Here is a 14,578-nt window from a genome sequence, read left to right as displayed (position 1 = left end):
CATGTCATGCCGATCAACAACAATCTCAAGATGAAGGGCACGCTTTCTCTCGCCGCGCTGGGTGGCGCGATGGTGCTGATGGCCTCGCCGGCTCAGGCGGAACAATGGCGCGGCTGGAACATCCATCCGCCGGGCTACCCCAACAGCATCGCACTGGAGGACTTCGCCAAGGAGGTCGCCAAGAAGACCGATGGCCGCATCGAGCCCAAGGTCTACAACAATGCGGTGCTCGGTGATCAGCCCGATGCCATCGAGCAGACTCGCAACGGCGCCCTGGACTTCGCCAACTTCAACATGGGGCCGATGGGCCCGATCGTGAATGCCACCAACGTGCTCTCGCTGCCGTTCATCTTCAAGAGTCCGGACGACATGTATCGGATCATGGACGGCGAGATAGGCGACCGCTTCGCCGATGCCCTGGCCAAGAAGAACCTGATCGCGTTGTCCTGGTTCGGCTCCGGGGCTCGCAGCCTCTACAACACCGATCACCCGGTGAAGACGCCCGATGACGCCAAGGGGCTCAAGGTCCGCGTCATGAACAACGACCTGTACGTTCAGATGATCGACGAGCTCGGCGGGAATGCCACGCCCATGCCCTATGGCGACGTCTACCAGGCGCTCAAGACCGGGGTCATCGACGGTGCCGAGAACAACTACCCGTCGTACGAGTCCAGTGGTCACTATGAGGTGGCGAAGTACTACTCGCTGACCGAGCACCTGATCCTGCCCGAGTGTCTGTGTATCGCCAAGTCAAGCTGGGAGGATCTGTCTGCCGAAGACCAGAAGATGGTGCGTGAGGCTGCCGAGAATGCCGCCAAGGAGCAGCGCCAGCTGTGGCAGAAACGTGTCGAGAAGAGCAAGCAGAAGGTGCTCGATTCCGGCGTGACGATCAACAAGGTGAATGACAAGTCGGCGTTCCAGGCCAGGATGCAGCCGATCTACGACGAATTCATCAAGCAGAATCCGGATCTGGAATCGCTGGTGACGGACATTCAAGCTGCACAGAAATGATCTGTTAGTCCCACGAAGCGCCCCGGGCACGACCTGACTCGGGGTGCCTTGAGAGGATTGGATATCGTGAGCTCCTACTCCGACCAATTGAGTGACCAGAGCGAGGCATCGTCTGCGCCACAATCAGCATTCGACAATCTCCTGGATGGCATCGCCCACCTGTGCATCATCGTCTCGGGCGTGCTGCTGGTTTTCTTGATCATTACCTTCGGCTGGCTGGTTTTCGGCCGCTACGTTCTCAACGACACGCCGACATGGGTGGAGCAGTCCTCGCTGTTGATCGTCGTCTATGTCACCTGCCTGGGGGCGGCCGCCGGGGTGCGCAAGAATACCCACCTGAGCATCGATTTCGTCCGTGAAGGACTGCCGGCGTTGCCGCGTGACATCATGCGCTATGTCGCGGATCTCTTCGTGATCAGCTTCGGTGGTTTCATGGCCTGGCAGGGCGGGATCCTGGTCATGGACAACATCGGACGCCCGATCCCCATGATCGGCCTGTCCGAGAGCTGGCGTGCGGCACCGCTGGCGATCTGCGGGGCCCTGATGGTGCTTTTTTCCGGCACCAGTATCGTCCAGCGTCTCATGCAGCACGGGAGGAAGTGACATCATGGGCCTGATGATTCTTTTCGGCGTGTTCTTTCTGGGGTTGATCGTCGGTGCGCCGGTGGCCTTTGCCGTGGGGCTGGCGGCGGTCGTCACCTTCATCCATGAAGGGCTGCCCCTGTTCGTCGGCTTTCAGCGCATTCTTTCGGGAATCTCGGTCTTCTCGCTGCTGGCGATTCCCTTCTTCATCTTCGCCGGGGAGCTGATGCTGCATGGCGGCATCTCCACGCGCCTGGTGCGCCTGGCATCGGCCGCGGTGGGGCGAGTCCGCGGCGGGCTCGGCCTGGTCAACGTCACCTCCTCGATGCTGTTCGGCGGCATTTCCGGCTCGGCGGTCGCCGATACCTCGGCGCTGGGCTCGATCCTGATCCCGGTCATGAAGGAAAAAGGCTATGACGGGGATTATGCGGTCAACGTGACGGTCACCTCGTCCATCGCCGGCGTGGTGATCCCGCCCAGCCACAACATGATTCTCTATGCGGTGGCGGCCGGGGGTGGCATCTCGGTGACCAAGCTGTTCATCGCGGGCATCGTGCCGGGGGTGCTGATGTGCCTGGCCCTGGCGGTGGCGGCCTACGTGGTGGCGGTCAAGCGGGGGTATGCCGGGGAAGCGTTCCCGGGCTGGCGGGCGCTGATCATCAGCTTCGCGGCGGCGCTGCCGGGCCTGCTCACCGCCGTGATCATCGTCGGCGGCGTGCTCTCGGGCATTCTCACGGTGACCGAGTCCGGGGCCTTCGGGGCGATCTACGCCATCGTGATTACCGGCCTGGTCTACCGGGAACTGCGCTGGGAACCGTTCAAGCAGGCGGTCTATCAGTCGGTGCGCACGACGTCGCTGGTGATGATCCTGGTGGGCTGTGCCTCGGCGTTTTCCTATCTGCTAGCGCTGTACAGCGTGCCCGAGTTGCTCAGTGATGCACTGCTGAAGATCTCCGACAATCCCTACGTGATCCTGCTGCTGCTCAACCTGCTGCTGCTGGGGCTGGGCATGATCATGGACATGGCGGCGCTGATCCTGATCTGCACGCCGATCTTCCTGCCGGTCGCCGAGCAGTTCGGCATGGACCCCATCCAGTTCGGGATCATCATGATGATCAACCTGGGGCTGGGGCTGTGCACGCCGCCGGTCGGCTCTTGCCTGTTCGTCGGCAGCGTGATCGGCAAGGTCAAGATCGAGCATGCGGTCAAGACGATCTGGCCGTTCTATCTGGCGCTGTTCGCCGTGCTGATGCTGGTGACCTATATCCCGGCGATCTCCCTGACGCTACCCGGCATGCTGGGCTGACCGACAACTCATGACCAGGAATTCGAGTGCCATGAAAATTGCCGCCGTAAATACGCATATTCTCGACTACAAGCTCGATCAGGCCTTCGAGAGCGCCTCGATGCGCTTCGAGCGGCGCCAGCACTGTCTCGTCGAGATCGTCTGCGAGGATGGAACCGTCGACTGGGGCGAGTGCCTGGGCCCGGCGACGATCAACGCCGTGATCGTCCGGGCCTACGCGGCCGGTCTGATCGGCAGCAACCCGCTGGAGACCGAGAAGCGCTGGCTCGAACTCTACAACCGGCTGCGCGACCAGGGGCAGCGCGGCGTGACGATGACCGCGCTGAGCGGCATCGACATCGCCCTGTGGGACATCAAGGGCAAGCACTACGGCGCGTCGGTCTCGGAGCTGCTGGGCGGACGCTTTCGTGACCGCGTGCGGGCCTACGCCACCGGCTCGTTTCGCCGCGACGGCGTCGACCGGGTGCAGGACGTCGCCGAGGAGGTCGCCGGCTACGTCCGGGAAGGCTTTCACGGCGTCAAGATCAAGATCGGTTTCGGCGTCGAGGAAGACATGGCGGTCATCGCCGCCGCCCGCGAGGCGATCGGTCCCGAGTGCCGTCTGATGATCGACGCCAATCACGGCTACGACCTGCTCGAGGCGCTGGAGGTGGGGCGACGGGCGGCCGAGCTCGGCGTCGACTGGTTCGAGGAGCCGGTGCTGCCCGAGCAGATCGATACCTATCGTGCCGTGCGCCAGGGGCAGCCGGTCCCGGTGGCCAGCGGCGAGAACTGGCATGGCCGCTATGCCATGCAGGAGCCGCTGGCATCACGGGCGGTCGATATCATCCAGCCGGATGTCTGTGGCGTCGGCGGGTTTTCCGAGAGCCGGCGTGTCGTCGACATGGCCGCCATGCACGGCGTGCGGCTGGTGCCGCATGTCTGGGGAACGGCGGTGGCCATCGCCGCGGGCCTCCAGTTCCTGGCGGCGCTGCCGCCCAACCCGCCGCGGCGCCGGCCTATCGAGCCGATTCTCGAGTTCGATCGCACCCGCAACCCCTTCCGTCAGGCGGTGGTGACCTCGCCCCTCGAGCATGTCGAGGGCGTGGTCACGATCCCCGACGGCCCGGGGCTGGGCATCGAGATCAACCACGATGCGCTGCGCCGGCACGCGCTGAAGGAGGCCTGACGGTGATCGCGATTCCCGCCAATACCCGGCCCCTGGACGGGCCGCCACCCCGGCTGACGGCGCCGGCCGGGGCGACCGACTGCCACATTCACCTCTATCCGCCGGGCTTTCCCTCCCGGCCCGGCGGGCCCGCCATCGCCGAGCTGGGCACCGTCGAGGACTACCGGCGTGTCCAGCAGCGCCTGGGACTCGAGCGGGTGGTGGTGACCCAGTCCAATGCCTATCAGCAGGACAACGGTGCCCTGCTGGCCTCGCTCGACCGGCTGGGCGAGACGGCTCGCGGCGTGGCGGCGGTCACGCCCGAGACTCCGTCGACCCAGCTGCGTGACTGGCACGACCGGGGAGTGCGCGGAGCGCGGGTCATGAACCTGCCCGGCGGCGCCGTCACCCATGCCGACATGCCCGCCGTCGAGCGGCGTATCCGGCCCTTCGGCTGGCACCTGATGGTGCAGTTCAACGGCCGTCACCTGGATACCTACCGGGACGGCCTCGAGCGTCTCGAGGGCGACTACATCATCGATCACATCGGCAAGTTCATGCCACCGGTACCCGCCGACGACTACCGCGTCGACGCCATCGTTCGGCTGCTGGATCGCGGCAACGCCTGGTTCAAGATCTGCGGCGGCTACGAGGCGAGCGTCACCGGCGGGCCCGACTACGCGGATGTGGGCGCCATTGCCCGCCGGATCATTCGCCACGCGCCGGAGCGGGTGATCTGGGGCAGCAACTGGCCGCATGTCGGAGTACCCCGCGCCGAGTATCCCGATGATGCCGAACAGCTGGACATACTGCTGGACTGGGCCGATGCCGAGGCTCGGCAGCGGATCCTGGTCGACAATCCGGCGGCCCTGTACGGCTTCGAATGATCCGTCGGTCGGTGGGTACCGGCCGCTTTCCTGACCGAGTTGCAAGGAGGAAACATGCTCAAGCGAATTCTTGTCACGGGGGCCGCCGGCGGCGTCGGCAAGGCCATCCGTCCGCACCTGCATCGCCTGGCGAGGCGGGTGCGGGTCTCCGACATCGTCGAGGTGGACCCCCTCGGCGAGCACGAGGAGGCCGTGGCCTGCGATCTGGCCGAGGCGTCGGCCGTGCGCTCGCTGGTCGAGGGCTGCGAGGCGGTCGTGCACCTGGGCGGAATGTCCGTCGAGAAGCCCTGGGCGAACATCCTGCAGGCCAACATCGTCGGCACGTACAACCTCTACGAGGCGGCTCGTCATGCCGGCCGGCCCCGCATCGTGTTCGCCAGCTCCAACCACGCTATCGGCTTCTACCCGCGCACGCAGACCCTCGACACCGAGGTGCCGCACCGGCCCGATTCACTGTATGGCGTTTCCAAGTGCTTCGGCGAGGATCTGGCCAGCCTGTATTTCGACAAGTTCGAGGTCGAGACGCTGAGCGTGCGCATCGGTTCCTGTTTCCCCAAACCCGCGGATACGCGGATGATGGCCACCTGGATGAGTGTCGATGACTTCGTGGCCCTGCTGCAGCGCGCCTTCTGCACGCCGAAGCTGGGCAATACGGTGATCTACGGGGTCTCGGACAACAGCGAGACGTGGTGGGACAACCGCAAGTCGAGCTTCCTCGGCTGGCGCCCTCGGGACAGCTCGGAGCCCTGGCGCGCGCAGGTCGAGGCCCGGGACACCGGCCTGGACCCGCAGGACCCGGTCGTTGTCTACCAGGGCGGCAAGTTCGCCGCGGCGGGGCATCCCGATGATGCCTGAAGCAACCGGGTGGCGGGTCAGGGGAGCCCTGGAAGACCGGGTGATGGACAACGGCAGCGGTGCCTGACATGCGATACTGGGGCGTCGGATCTGGGCAACCGGGGGACAGCGTTCCCGGTCGGGTCGGGCAGAGCAGATGACAGGGGTTGGAATCCGGTACAGGCAATGGAACAAGCAATGAATCAGCTCGGTGTCTCACGTGTCTCGCAGTCGGGCAGTCTTTCGGGCCAGGTCTCGAAGCAGCTGGAGCAGCTGATCCGCGAGCAGCGCATCGCCGTCGGCGACAAGCTGCCGCCGGAGAATGCCCTGTGCGAGATGTTCGGGGTCAGCCGCACCGTGGTCCGCGAGGCGATCACGCATCTCAAGTCGCTGGGGCTGGTCGAGACGCGGCGCGGCATCGGCACCCGGGTGCTGCGTGCGACGCCGCTCGAGGCGTTGCCGGCCAAGCGCATCAGCCTGACCACCGTCGAGGACATCCTGCATATCCTGGAGCTGCGCCTGACGCTGGAACCCGAGGCGGCGGCCCTGGCGGCGGCCCGTCACGATGCCGAGGATCGCCGTCGCCTCGAGGTGGCGCATCAGGCTTTCGTGACGGCATGCCGGGACAACTCCCAGGCACGCGAGGAAGACTTCGTGTTTCATTTCGCGATCGCCCGCGCCACGCACAATCCGGCCTTCGCCACCTTCTACGAGCAGTTCGACCAGGGGGCGATTCCCCGGGCCAAGCTGCTGGACGTCGAGCTGGATGTCGAGGCCACGCGACGCTATCTCGAGCGGGTCGGCGAGGAGCACGCCGAGATTCTCGACGCGATCCTCGCGCGGCGGGTCGAGGCAGCCCGCGAGGCCATGCGCTATCACCTGACGCGGGCTCGCGACAACTACGCCTCCTATCGCCAATGACCTTCATTTTTCACCGACACGGGAGAGGCTCATGACCCTGGAAGGCAGGCAACTCATCGGCCAGCAGGCGGTGCGCGGCACCCGCGGCGAGATCCGGGCCATCAATCCGTCGTCCAGCCAGCGCCTGGAACCGGTCTGGAATCATGACAAGACCCGCGAGAGCGGCGCTTGAGCCGCCGAGCCACCATGACCTCGACGGGACGGCTTCGGCCGTCCCGTCGCTGTTCCGGGGGCGCGTCGCCGGCTTCAGTCCCGGGGAGGGCGTACCAGAAACACCGAAGCCCGGGTATGGGTGGCGACCTTGCCGCCGTGGGAGGGGATCACCACATCCAGATGCTTCGGCGGGTGCGTCGGCATGATCACCAGGTCGGCCCCGGATTCGTCGATGGCGTCGATCAGCCGGTCGTCCAGGTCGGCGATGGGGTCCGGGCAGATGATGAGGCGCGTGCTGACCGGCTGGCCATGCACCTCGGCGCGCTCCTGCGCGAACGCGTCGAGTTTCTGCTGATGCTCCTCGGGGGTGCGCGCCACGGCCCCCGGGGTGTTGGCGGCGACCGCCACGTAACAGACTTCCGCATCGTAGAACTTGGCCTGGTCGGCGACCACCTGCAGCGAGGGCTCGATCACGTCGAAATGGGCGAGATCCACTGGCACCAGGATCTTCTTGAACATGCCTGTGCTCCTTGCGGCTTGCGAGAGTATCCACCAATGACACTCCCAGTGTGGCTGCTGGATGCGAAATCGGGCAATGGCCTTTTCAACGCAATCCGGTGGCCGGGCCGGGCTCAGATCAGGCCGGCGGCCTTGAGCAGGAAGACGCCCGCGCTGATGGTGAACAGCGACGCCAGGGTGGTGATGACGATGACGTTGGCGGCGAGCTGGGCGTTGCCGTTCACCGCCTTGGCCATCACGAAGCTGGCGGCGGCGCCGGGGCTGCCCAGGAACAGGAACAGGATGCCCAGTTCGGCGCCGCGGAAGCCCAGGGCCAGGGCGCCGAGCACCCCGAGCAGGGGGATCCACACGATCTTCCAGAGGCTGGCGTCCAGCGCCAGGCGGCTGCCGCGCTTGACCGACGTGAACGACAGGGTGCCGCCGATGCATATCAGGGCTAGGGGCAGCGACATGGCGCCGAAGTAGTCGCCGGAGGTCATCAGCCAGGAGGGCAGGTCGATGCCGAAATAGGCGAAGGGAATGGCCAGCAGGACGCTCAGGATCAACGGATTCCTGGCGATGTGCTTGAGGATCGAGCCGATCCCGGATTTCGCGCTGGCGCTGTAGTAGGCGAGGATCGCCGCCGCCAGCACGTTGTAGACGATGATGATGCCGCCGGCGAGGATGCCGCCCAGCGACAGGCCGTAGTCGCCGTACTGGCTGGCGGCGAGCGCCAGGCCGACGATGCCGCAGTTGCCGCGGAAGGCACCCTGGGCGAACACGCCGCGATCGGCGAACGGGCAGCGCAGGATGGCCCAGCCCCAGGCCAGGAAGAAGCTGAACGCCGAGAATCCCAGGAAATAGAGAATCACGTCCGGCTTGAAGGCGACATCCAGGTCGGCGCGGACGATACTCAAAAAGATCAGCGTCGGCATGGTGGCCTTGAACACCAGCGTCGAGGCGGTGGAGACGAACTGGGCGTCGATCCAGCCGATGCGCTTGAACAGTACGCCCAGGAAGACCATGGCGAAGACCGGAAGGGTGACATCGAGGGTGTGCAGGAAGACCCCGAGAAGATTCATCGAGCCGCCTCCTAGCGAACCAGCCAGAAGCCGACGATCAGGGCTGCCGTGACGGTGGCGATGAACAGGGTATTGCGCAGGCGGGTAGGGCGGGGGGCTCGGGGCACGATGCACTCCTGGGTGGATGCGAAAACGACGAGGGGCCGGCGCGTGCGCTGGCATGCCCATGATAAACCCGATAGCCTGCTAAACCCAGTCGACGCCCGTCACCAGCGCTTTCCAGCGGCGTGACGCGGCCTCGACGATCGTGTACTGCCGACTGAGAGAATGCCATGATCTGCGAGGAATTGAGTCTGGCCGACGGCCGCCTGGCGGCGTTGAGCTGGGGTCGCGACGGCGCGCCCGTGTGGCTGGCCCTGCATGGCTGGCTGGACAATGCGGCCAGTTTCACGCGGCTCGCCCCTCGCCTGGCCGAGGCCTTGGACATCCGGCTCGTCGCCCTCGACTTCTCCGGGCACGGCCACTCCCGCCATCACCCGGCGGGGAGCGACTATGCCATCTGGGACTACCTGCACGATGTGCTCGATGCCATGGCCGATCTGACGCTCGAGTCCGCCGTGCTGGTCGGGCATTCCATGGGGGCCGGGGTCGCCGGGCTGATGGCGGCGGCCCTGCCCGAGAAGGTCACGCGGCTGATCCTGCTCGATGGCCTGGGCACCCTGACCACGCCGGACGAGGCCACCGCCGACCAGTTGCGTCGCGGGCTGCTGGGGCATCGCCGGCCGCCCCGGGGCGTGCCCGCCTACGCCGGACTCGACGAGGCCGTGGCGGCACGGGTCGCCGGCGGCGTGACGCCCATCGATGCGGCGACGGCGCAGCCGCTGGTCGCGCGCAATCTGGCGCCGCTGACCGAGGGCGGCTATCGGCTGCGCACCGATTCACGGCTGATGCGCCCCTCGCTGGTGCGCTTCAGTCCCGGGCAGGCGCTGGGGCTGCTGGCGAGCATCGAGGCGCCGGTGCTGCTGATCGAGGGCGATCGCGGCATACTGGCGGAGCGGGCCTTCGCGCGCCGGGCGCGGGAGGCCGTGACGAGCCTGACACGGTGCGTGATGCCGGGCGGCCATCACCTGCACCTGGAGCCGGAGCGAGTCGATGCCGTCGCCGCGGCCATCATCGACTCGATCGTGGCGTCGCCCTGAGCAGCTGGCAGGAGGCGGTCATGAGCAAGCGTGTCGCACTGGTGCTGGGCAGCGGAGGCGCCCGGGGCTATGCGCATATCGGCGTCATCGACGAGCTGGAACGGCGCGGCTACGAGATCGTGGCCATCGCCGGCTGCTCGATGGGCGCGGTGATCGGTGGCGTCCATGCGGCCGGTCAGCTGGAGGGGTATCGGGAATGGGTCACTCAGCTGGACTACTTCGACGTGCTGCGCCTGGTGGACGTGACCTGGAGCCCGATGGGCGCGATGCGGGCCAGCAAGGTGATGGCCCGGCTCGGCGGCCTGATCGGCGAGCGCGAGATCGAGGACCTGCCGATTCCCTTCACCGCGGTGGCCACCGACCTGAAGCGTCAGCGCGAGGTCTGGTTCCAGACGGGCTCGCTGCTGCGGGCGATCCGTGCCTCCATGGCCGTGCCCGGCCTGATCACCCCCGTGCATCAGGGCGACCAGGTGCTGGTCGACGGCGGGCTGCTCAATCCGTTGCCGATCATTCCCACCGTGGCCTCGCACGCCGACCTGATCCTGGCGGTCAATGCCACGGCGCAGACCCACCAGCCCGTCTCGCTCGAGGAGCTGCTGCCCGACGACGAGGCGGCCGAGGAACGCGAGCGCGAGGCGCGGCTGGAGGCCGAGGGCCGGGGGCTCGGCGAGTGGTTCAACGGCGTGCGCGACCGGGCCCAGAAGATGTTCGGCAACGGCAATGGCAGCGAAGCGAGCTGGGACGAGGAGAAGGCGCCGCCGGGACGCGACAGCGTGCGGGCCTGGGGCAAGCTCGATATCATGCTCACCTCCTTCGAGATCACCCAGGCGGCGCTGGCCAAGTACAAGGTGGCCGGCTACCCGCCGGACGTGCTGGTGGAGATTCCCAAGACGGTCTGCGGCGCCTACGAGTTTCATCGTGCCAATGCGCTGATCTGTCTGGGGCGGCATCTGGCTGCCCAGGCGCTGGATCGCTACGAACGCCCCGGCTACGGACATGCCCAGGGCGGGCAGGTGATGGTCAGCGAGCCGCCCACCGGCAAGCCGGCCAACTGACGGCGATCACTCGCCGCCGCGGCGGCGCAGCAGGACATAGACCGCGCCGGTGCCGCCGTCGGCATCGGTGGCCGAGCAGAATGCCAGCACGCTCGGCCACTCGCGCAGCCAGGCGTTGACGTGGCTCTTGATCACCGGGTAGTCGGCCATGCCGGTCCAGGCCTTGCCGTGGACCACCAGCACGCAGCGCTGCCGCTGATGGCGGGCATCGTGGAGGAACTGCTCGAGCTGTGCCCGGGCCTCCTCGAGCGTGTAGCCGTGCAGGTCGAGGCCGGCTTCCCAGGCGATGCGGCCGCGTTTCAGGGCACTGTGGGTGCGGTAGGGCAGGTCGGGCACGGCGAAGTCGAGCGGCGTGCTGGGGCGCAGCGGCTCCACGCGCCCGTCGCTGGTGCGGCTGTGGCCGGCATCGGTCGCGGCGGAGACGGCGGCATCGCGGCGCGCGGCCAGCCGTTGCGGATCGTCGCGACGCGGCGTGCCGGGGTCGGCGCGATCGCTGAACAGGCGCTGGACACCGGCCTCCTGCAGGGCCTGGCGAAACAGCGATACCTCTTCATCTGGCGTGCCGCGTCGACGGCTCATGCGACCCTCTCTTTCCAGCCGGGGGAACGGTTGCTCGAACGGCGCTCCAGTATAGCGGCTGACACGCGACTGTGAAGCGCGCCGGCGGGCGGTTACAATCGCCGTTCACTCTTGGCACCCCGACAGGTTCTATTCCGTGGCTGTTTCCCCGCTCCCCGCCGCTTCCACCCTGACGCTGGACGACCAGCGCCTGGCCGACCAGCTGCTGACCCTGCGCGACTGCCTGCGCTGGGCGACCAGCGAGTTTCATGTCGGCCGGCTGCATTTCGGTCATGGCACGGCCAGTGCCTGGGACGAGGCGGTGGCGCTGGTGCTGGGGGCGCTGCACCTGCCCTGGGATGTCGATCCCGCGGTCCTCGACGCCCGGCTGCTGGACGTGGAGCGGGCGCGGATCGTGGCGCTGGTGCGTTCGCGCATCGAGACCCGCACGCCCTTGCCCTACCTGCTGGGCGAGGCGTTCTTCGCCGGCTACCCCTTCACGGTGGACGAGCGCGTGCTGATTCCGCGCTCGCCGATCGCCGAGCTGATCGAGCACGACTTCGCGGCCTGGTTCCCCGAGCAGCCGCCGGCACGGGTGCTGGATCTGTGCACCGGGTCGGGCTGCATCGGCATCGCCACCGCGCTGCACCTGCCGACCGCCGAGGTCGACCTGGCCGACATCAGCCCCGAGGCGCTGGCCGTGGCCAAGGTCAACATCACCCGTCACGACGTGGGCGCGCGGGTGCGCGCCGTGGCCTCGGACCTGTTCGAGGGCCTGGCCGGGCAGCGCTACGACCTGATCGTCGCCAACCCGCCCTATGTGGATGCCCGCGATCTGGCCGCCATGCCCGCCGAGTTCCGGCATGAACCCGCCCTGGCGCTGGGCGCCGGCACGGATGGCCTGGACATCGTGCGTCGTCTGCTGCGCGAGGCGCGGGAGCATCTCACCGACGAGGGCGTGCTGATCGTCGAGGTGGGCAACTCCGATGCGCACCTCGAGGCCGCCTATCCCGAGGTGCCGTTTCTGTGGCTGGAGTTCGAGCGGGGCGGGCACGGCGTGTTCGCGCTGACCGCCCGGGAACTCGACGACCACGCCGCCTGTTTCGTCTGATCGATTGCGAGGAACGCTGAATGTCCGGCAACACCTACGGCAAGCTGTTTACCGTCACCACCTTCGGCGAAAGCCACGGCCCGGCGCTGGGCGCGATCGTCGACGGCTGCCCGCCGGGCCTGCCCCTCAGCGAGGCCGACCTGCAGCGCGACCTCGATCGCCGGCGGCCGGGCACGTCGCGCCATACCACCCAGCGTCGCGAGCCGGATCAGGTGCGCATCCTCTCCGGGGTCTTCGACGGCGAGACCACCGGCACGGCGATCGGCCTGCTGATCGAGAATACCGACCAGCGTTCCAGGGACTACTCCGAGATCAAGGATCGCTTTCGCCCGGCCCACGCCGACTACACCTACCATCACAAGTACGGCCGGCGCGACTACCGGGGCGGTGGCCGCTCCAGCGCCCGCGAGACGGCGATGCGCGTCGCCGCCGGGGCCATCGCCAGGAAGTACCTGGCCAGCCGGGGGATCGTGGTGCGTGGCTACATGAGCCAGCTCGGCCCCATCACCCTCGACTTCAAGAGCTGGGAGGCCGTCGATGACAACGCCTTCTTCTGCCCGGACCCGGAACGGGTGCCCGAGCTCGAGGCCTTCATGGACCAGCTGCGTCGTGACCAGGACTCGGTGGGCGCGCGGATCAGCGTGGTCGCCGAAGGGGTGCCGGTGGGGCTCGGCGAGCCGGTGTTCGATCGCCTGGACGCGGAGCTGGCCCACGGGTTGATGAGCATCAACGCCGTCAAGGGGGTCGAGTTCGGCGACGGCTTCGCCTCGGTCAGCCAGCGCGGCAGCGAGCATCGCGACGAGATGACTCCCGGGGGCTTTCTCTCCAACCACGCCGGCGGGGTGCTGGGCGGCATCAGCTCGGGGCAGACGCTGATCGCTCATCTCGCGCTCAAGCCCACCTCGAGCATCACCGTGCCCGGCCGCTCGATCGATGTCGACGGCAATCCCGTCGAGGTGGTCACCAAGGGGCGCCACGATCCCTGTGTGGGGATTCGCGCCACGCCGATCGCCGAGGCGATGATGGCTCTGACGCTGATGGATCACCTGCTGCGCCATCGGGCCCAGAACCTGGATGTCGAGGTCGCCACCCCCCGCCTGCGCTGAACGATGGCCGGACCCGGTCGTGCGACCGGGTCCGCTCCCGACCCTCTTCCCGTTATACGCCATTCGGTCGCGCGCCAACCGCCGTGGCGAGCCTGCTACACTCAGGGCAATCCGAAGCGACCGAGTCATGCCATGAAGATCAATGTCGAATTCGACCTGACCCCCGCCGAGTTTCGCCAGGCGCTGGGGCTGCCCGATGTCGATGCCTTTCAGCGCGAGATGCTCGCGCGCATTCAGGAGCAGATGGAAGCCGGGGTCGATGGCTACGATCCCTGGAGCCTGATGCAGCCCTTCTTCCAGCAGGGGGTGACTCAGGGGATGAGCCATTTCGGCAACTACCAGCAGATGATGCTCGACCTGCTGCGTCGCGCCGGCAGCGCGCGCCCCGAGTCCGCGGGGTCGTCGGGGGACGAGAGTGCCGCATCGTCCCGGGAGCCGTCCCGGGAGAAGGAAGGCAGCGCCCGGGCCACCTCGCGTCAGTCTCGCCGCCCCAAGGAGTGATTCGGCAAGCGGTTGCCGGACAGGGCGCGGTGCAGTATTTTTTTGCACTGCAGCAAAAGTGCGCTATTGTCATCTCCACGCCGTTTCCAAAGGGAGGAATGCGTGATGCCACAGGATCCGATGTTCGATGCCTTCACCGACCAGACACAACGCCTGTTCGAGCCCATGCGCAAGCTCAACGGGCTGATGCTGAACAACCTGGAAAAGCTGACCCAGCAGCAGCTCGAGTCCATGAAGCGCTATACCCAGATGGGCACCGAGCGCATGCGGGCGGCGGCGGACGTGCAGAACGCCGACGACATGCGTGACTTCGCCGCGCGTCAGGCCGAACTGATGAACGAGCTGTCCCGGCAGATGATCGAGGACGCCCGGGCGATGACCGAGCTGAGCCTGACGTTCCGCTCGCAGCTCGAGTCCGCCTTCGGCGAACTCTCCGCGGCGGCCACGGAAGCCGCAGACCAGGCCACGCAGACCGCCGAGAAGGCGGCAGGCCAGGCCACCCAGGCTGCCGAGAAGACGACAGGTCAGGCCGCCGGACAGTCGACGGGCGCCTCTGCGACAGCCGGCAAGGAGAAGGAAAAGGACAGTGCCCAGCCGGCCCGGTCCAGCAGTCAGGCCTCGCGCGGCAAGTCGAGCTGACCTGTCGGCGTACATGAAATGTCTTGCCCGGTCCGAGTGGAGCGGGTA

The 14,578-nt window shown here is 67.1% G+C and carries 17 protein-coding genes; 14 read left to right on the top strand and 3 right to left on the bottom strand.

The window, feature by feature from the left end; translation table 11 throughout:
• The first annotated feature begins 6 nt into the window (after nucleotides 1-6).
• The 8 genes from KGQ91_RS15410 (at nucleotide 7) to KGQ91_RS15375 (ending at nucleotide 6,860) form a co-directional block, all read left to right on the top strand.
• On the top strand, nucleotides 7-1,011 hold the full coding sequence (locus tag KGQ91_RS15410) for a TRAP transporter substrate-binding protein (RefSeq protein WP_163648470.1): 1,005 nt from the start codon (nucleotides 7-9) through the stop codon (nucleotides 1,009-1,011).
• A gap of 66 nt (nucleotides 1,012-1,077) precedes the next feature.
• On the top strand, nucleotides 1,078-1,614 hold the full coding sequence (locus KGQ91_RS15405; RefSeq protein WP_163648471.1) for a TRAP transporter small permease: 537 nt from the start codon (nucleotides 1,078-1,080) through the stop codon (nucleotides 1,612-1,614).
• A gap of 4 nt (nucleotides 1,615-1,618) precedes the next feature.
• A complete protein-coding gene (locus KGQ91_RS15400; RefSeq protein ID WP_163648472.1) occupies nucleotides 1,619-2,899 on the top strand; it encodes a TRAP transporter large permease in 1,281 nt (426 codons plus the stop codon).
• A gap of 31 nt (nucleotides 2,900-2,930) precedes the next feature.
• Complete coding sequence (locus KGQ91_RS15395) at nucleotides 2,931-4,067, top strand: mandelate racemase/muconate lactonizing enzyme family protein (protein ID WP_224421458.1); 1,137 nt, start codon at nucleotides 2,931-2,933, stop codon at nucleotides 4,065-4,067.
• 2 nt (nucleotides 4,068-4,069) lie between these two features.
• Entirely contained in the window at nucleotides 4,070-4,933 is an 864-nt protein-coding gene (locus KGQ91_RS15390) for an amidohydrolase family protein (RefSeq protein WP_224421457.1), read from the top strand.
• Nucleotides 4,934-4,987: 54 nt separating this feature from the next.
• On the top strand, nucleotides 4,988-5,788 hold the full coding sequence (locus KGQ91_RS15385) for an NAD-dependent epimerase/dehydratase family protein (protein WP_224421456.1): 801 nt from the start codon (nucleotides 4,988-4,990) through the stop codon (nucleotides 5,786-5,788).
• 177 nt (nucleotides 5,789-5,965) lie between these two features.
• A complete protein-coding gene (locus KGQ91_RS15380; protein WP_163648476.1) occupies nucleotides 5,966-6,688 on the top strand; it encodes a FadR/GntR family transcriptional regulator in 723 nt (240 codons plus the stop codon).
• A 31-nt stretch (nucleotides 6,689-6,719) separates the two neighbouring features.
• A complete protein-coding gene (locus tag KGQ91_RS15375; RefSeq protein WP_224414451.1) occupies nucleotides 6,720-6,860 on the top strand; it encodes a hypothetical protein in 141 nt (46 codons plus the stop codon).
• 74 nt (nucleotides 6,861-6,934) lie between these two features.
• On the opposite strand, the gene KGQ91_RS15370 is transcribed toward KGQ91_RS15375, so the two are convergent.
• Together KGQ91_RS15370 and KGQ91_RS15365 are read right to left on the bottom strand one after the other, a co-directional pair.
• On the bottom strand, nucleotides 6,935-7,360 hold the full coding sequence (locus KGQ91_RS15370; RefSeq protein ID WP_163648477.1) for a universal stress protein: 426 nt from the start codon (nucleotides 7,358-7,360) through the stop codon (nucleotides 6,935-6,937).
• A gap of 113 nt (nucleotides 7,361-7,473) precedes the next feature.
• The gene (locus KGQ91_RS15365; RefSeq protein ID WP_163648478.1) at nucleotides 7,474-8,421 is read right to left on the bottom strand and encodes an AEC family transporter; all 948 of its coding nucleotides are present in this window, start codon (nucleotides 8,419-8,421) and stop codon (nucleotides 7,474-7,476) included.
• Between the two features lie 272 nt (nucleotides 8,422-8,693).
• Between KGQ91_RS15365 and KGQ91_RS15360 the strand changes: the two genes are divergently transcribed.
• Together KGQ91_RS15360 and KGQ91_RS15355 are read left to right on the top strand one after the other, a co-directional pair.
• Nucleotides 8,694-9,560 (top strand): alpha/beta fold hydrolase, encoded by an 867-nt coding sequence (locus KGQ91_RS15360; protein WP_163648479.1) that lies wholly within the window; start codon nucleotides 8,694-8,696, stop codon nucleotides 9,558-9,560.
• Nucleotides 9,561-9,580: 20 nt separating this feature from the next.
• Nucleotides 9,581-10,615, top strand: a complete 1,035-nt coding sequence (locus tag KGQ91_RS15355; RefSeq protein ID WP_163648480.1) for a patatin-like phospholipase family protein — start codon at nucleotides 9,581-9,583, stop codon at nucleotides 10,613-10,615.
• 6 nt (nucleotides 10,616-10,621) lie between these two features.
• Here the strand turns inward: KGQ91_RS15355 and KGQ91_RS15350 are convergent, their stop codons facing one another.
• The gene (locus tag KGQ91_RS15350; RefSeq protein ID WP_224421455.1) at nucleotides 10,622-11,194 is read right to left on the bottom strand and encodes a Smr/MutS family protein; all 573 of its coding nucleotides are present in this window, start codon (nucleotides 11,192-11,194) and stop codon (nucleotides 10,622-10,624) included.
• 136 nt (nucleotides 11,195-11,330) lie between these two features.
• Here KGQ91_RS15350 and prmB point away from each other — a divergent pair, with 136 nt between their 5' ends.
• The 4 genes from prmB to KGQ91_RS15330 all read left to right on the top strand — a co-directional run bounded on the left by prmB (nucleotide 11,331) and on the right by KGQ91_RS15330 (nucleotide 14,530).
• Entirely contained in the window at nucleotides 11,331-12,284 is a 954-nt protein-coding gene (gene prmB, locus KGQ91_RS15345) for a 50S ribosomal protein L3 N(5)-glutamine methyltransferase (RefSeq protein ID WP_224421454.1), read from the top strand.
• A gap of 20 nt (nucleotides 12,285-12,304) precedes the next feature.
• The gene (gene aroC / locus KGQ91_RS15340; RefSeq protein WP_224421453.1) at nucleotides 12,305-13,390 is read left to right on the top strand and encodes a chorismate synthase; all 1,086 of its coding nucleotides are present in this window, start codon (nucleotides 12,305-12,307) and stop codon (nucleotides 13,388-13,390) included.
• A 132-nt stretch (nucleotides 13,391-13,522) separates the two neighbouring features.
• Nucleotides 13,523-13,891, top strand: coding sequence for a hypothetical protein (locus KGQ91_RS15335; RefSeq protein ID WP_224421452.1), 369 nt, complete (start codon nucleotides 13,523-13,525; stop codon nucleotides 13,889-13,891).
• 105 nt (nucleotides 13,892-13,996) lie between these two features.
• The gene (locus KGQ91_RS15330) at nucleotides 13,997-14,530 is read left to right on the top strand and encodes a phasin family protein (protein WP_163648485.1); all 534 of its coding nucleotides are present in this window, start codon (nucleotides 13,997-13,999) and stop codon (nucleotides 14,528-14,530) included.
• Nucleotides 14,531-14,578: the final 48 nt, after the last annotated feature.

It is taken from the genome of Modicisalibacter tunisiensis (assembly GCF_020148005.1).
Taxonomy (GTDB): Bacteria; Pseudomonadota; Gammaproteobacteria; order Pseudomonadales; family Halomonadaceae; genus Modicisalibacter; species Modicisalibacter tunisiensis.
This window is presented reverse-complemented; position numbering and strand designations above follow the sequence as displayed.

Coding starts and splice junctions, on each gene's coding strand:
- KGQ91_RS15385 (WP_224421456.1), top strand. CDS start 4,988: ATGCTCAAGCGAATTCTTGTCACGGGGGCCGCCGGCGGCGTCGGCAAG.
- aroC (WP_224421453.1), top strand. CDS start 12,305: ATGTCCGGCAACACCTACGGCAAGCTGTTTACCGTCACCACCTTCGGC.
- KGQ91_RS15410 (WP_163648470.1), top strand. CDS start 7: ATGCCGATCAACAACAATCTCAAGATGAAGGGCACGCTTTCTCTCGCC.
- KGQ91_RS15395 (WP_224421458.1), top strand. CDS start 2,931: ATGAAAATTGCCGCCGTAAATACGCATATTCTCGACTACAAGCTCGAT.
- KGQ91_RS15400 (WP_163648472.1), top strand. CDS start 1,619: ATGGGCCTGATGATTCTTTTCGGCGTGTTCTTTCTGGGGTTGATCGTC.
- KGQ91_RS15375 (WP_224414451.1), top strand. CDS start 6,720: ATGACCCTGGAAGGCAGGCAACTCATCGGCCAGCAGGCGGTGCGCGGC.
- KGQ91_RS15380 (WP_163648476.1), top strand. CDS start 5,966: ATGAATCAGCTCGGTGTCTCACGTGTCTCGCAGTCGGGCAGTCTTTCG.
- KGQ91_RS15360 (WP_163648479.1), top strand. CDS start 8,694: ATGATCTGCGAGGAATTGAGTCTGGCCGACGGCCGCCTGGCGGCGTTG.
- KGQ91_RS15365 (WP_163648478.1), bottom strand. CDS start 8,421: ATGAATCTTCTCGGGGTCTTCCTGCACACCCTCGATGTCACCCTTCCG.
- KGQ91_RS15355 (WP_163648480.1), top strand. CDS start 9,581: ATGAGCAAGCGTGTCGCACTGGTGCTGGGCAGCGGAGGCGCCCGGGGC.
- KGQ91_RS15330 (WP_163648485.1), top strand. CDS start 13,997: ATGCCACAGGATCCGATGTTCGATGCCTTCACCGACCAGACACAACGC.
- KGQ91_RS15335 (WP_224421452.1), top strand. CDS start 13,523: ATGAAGATCAATGTCGAATTCGACCTGACCCCCGCCGAGTTTCGCCAG.
- KGQ91_RS15350 (WP_224421455.1), bottom strand. CDS start 11,194: ATGAGCCGTCGACGCGGCACGCCAGATGAAGAGGTATCGCTGTTTCGC.
- KGQ91_RS15370 (WP_163648477.1), bottom strand. CDS start 7,360: ATGTTCAAGAAGATCCTGGTGCCAGTGGATCTCGCCCATTTCGACGTG.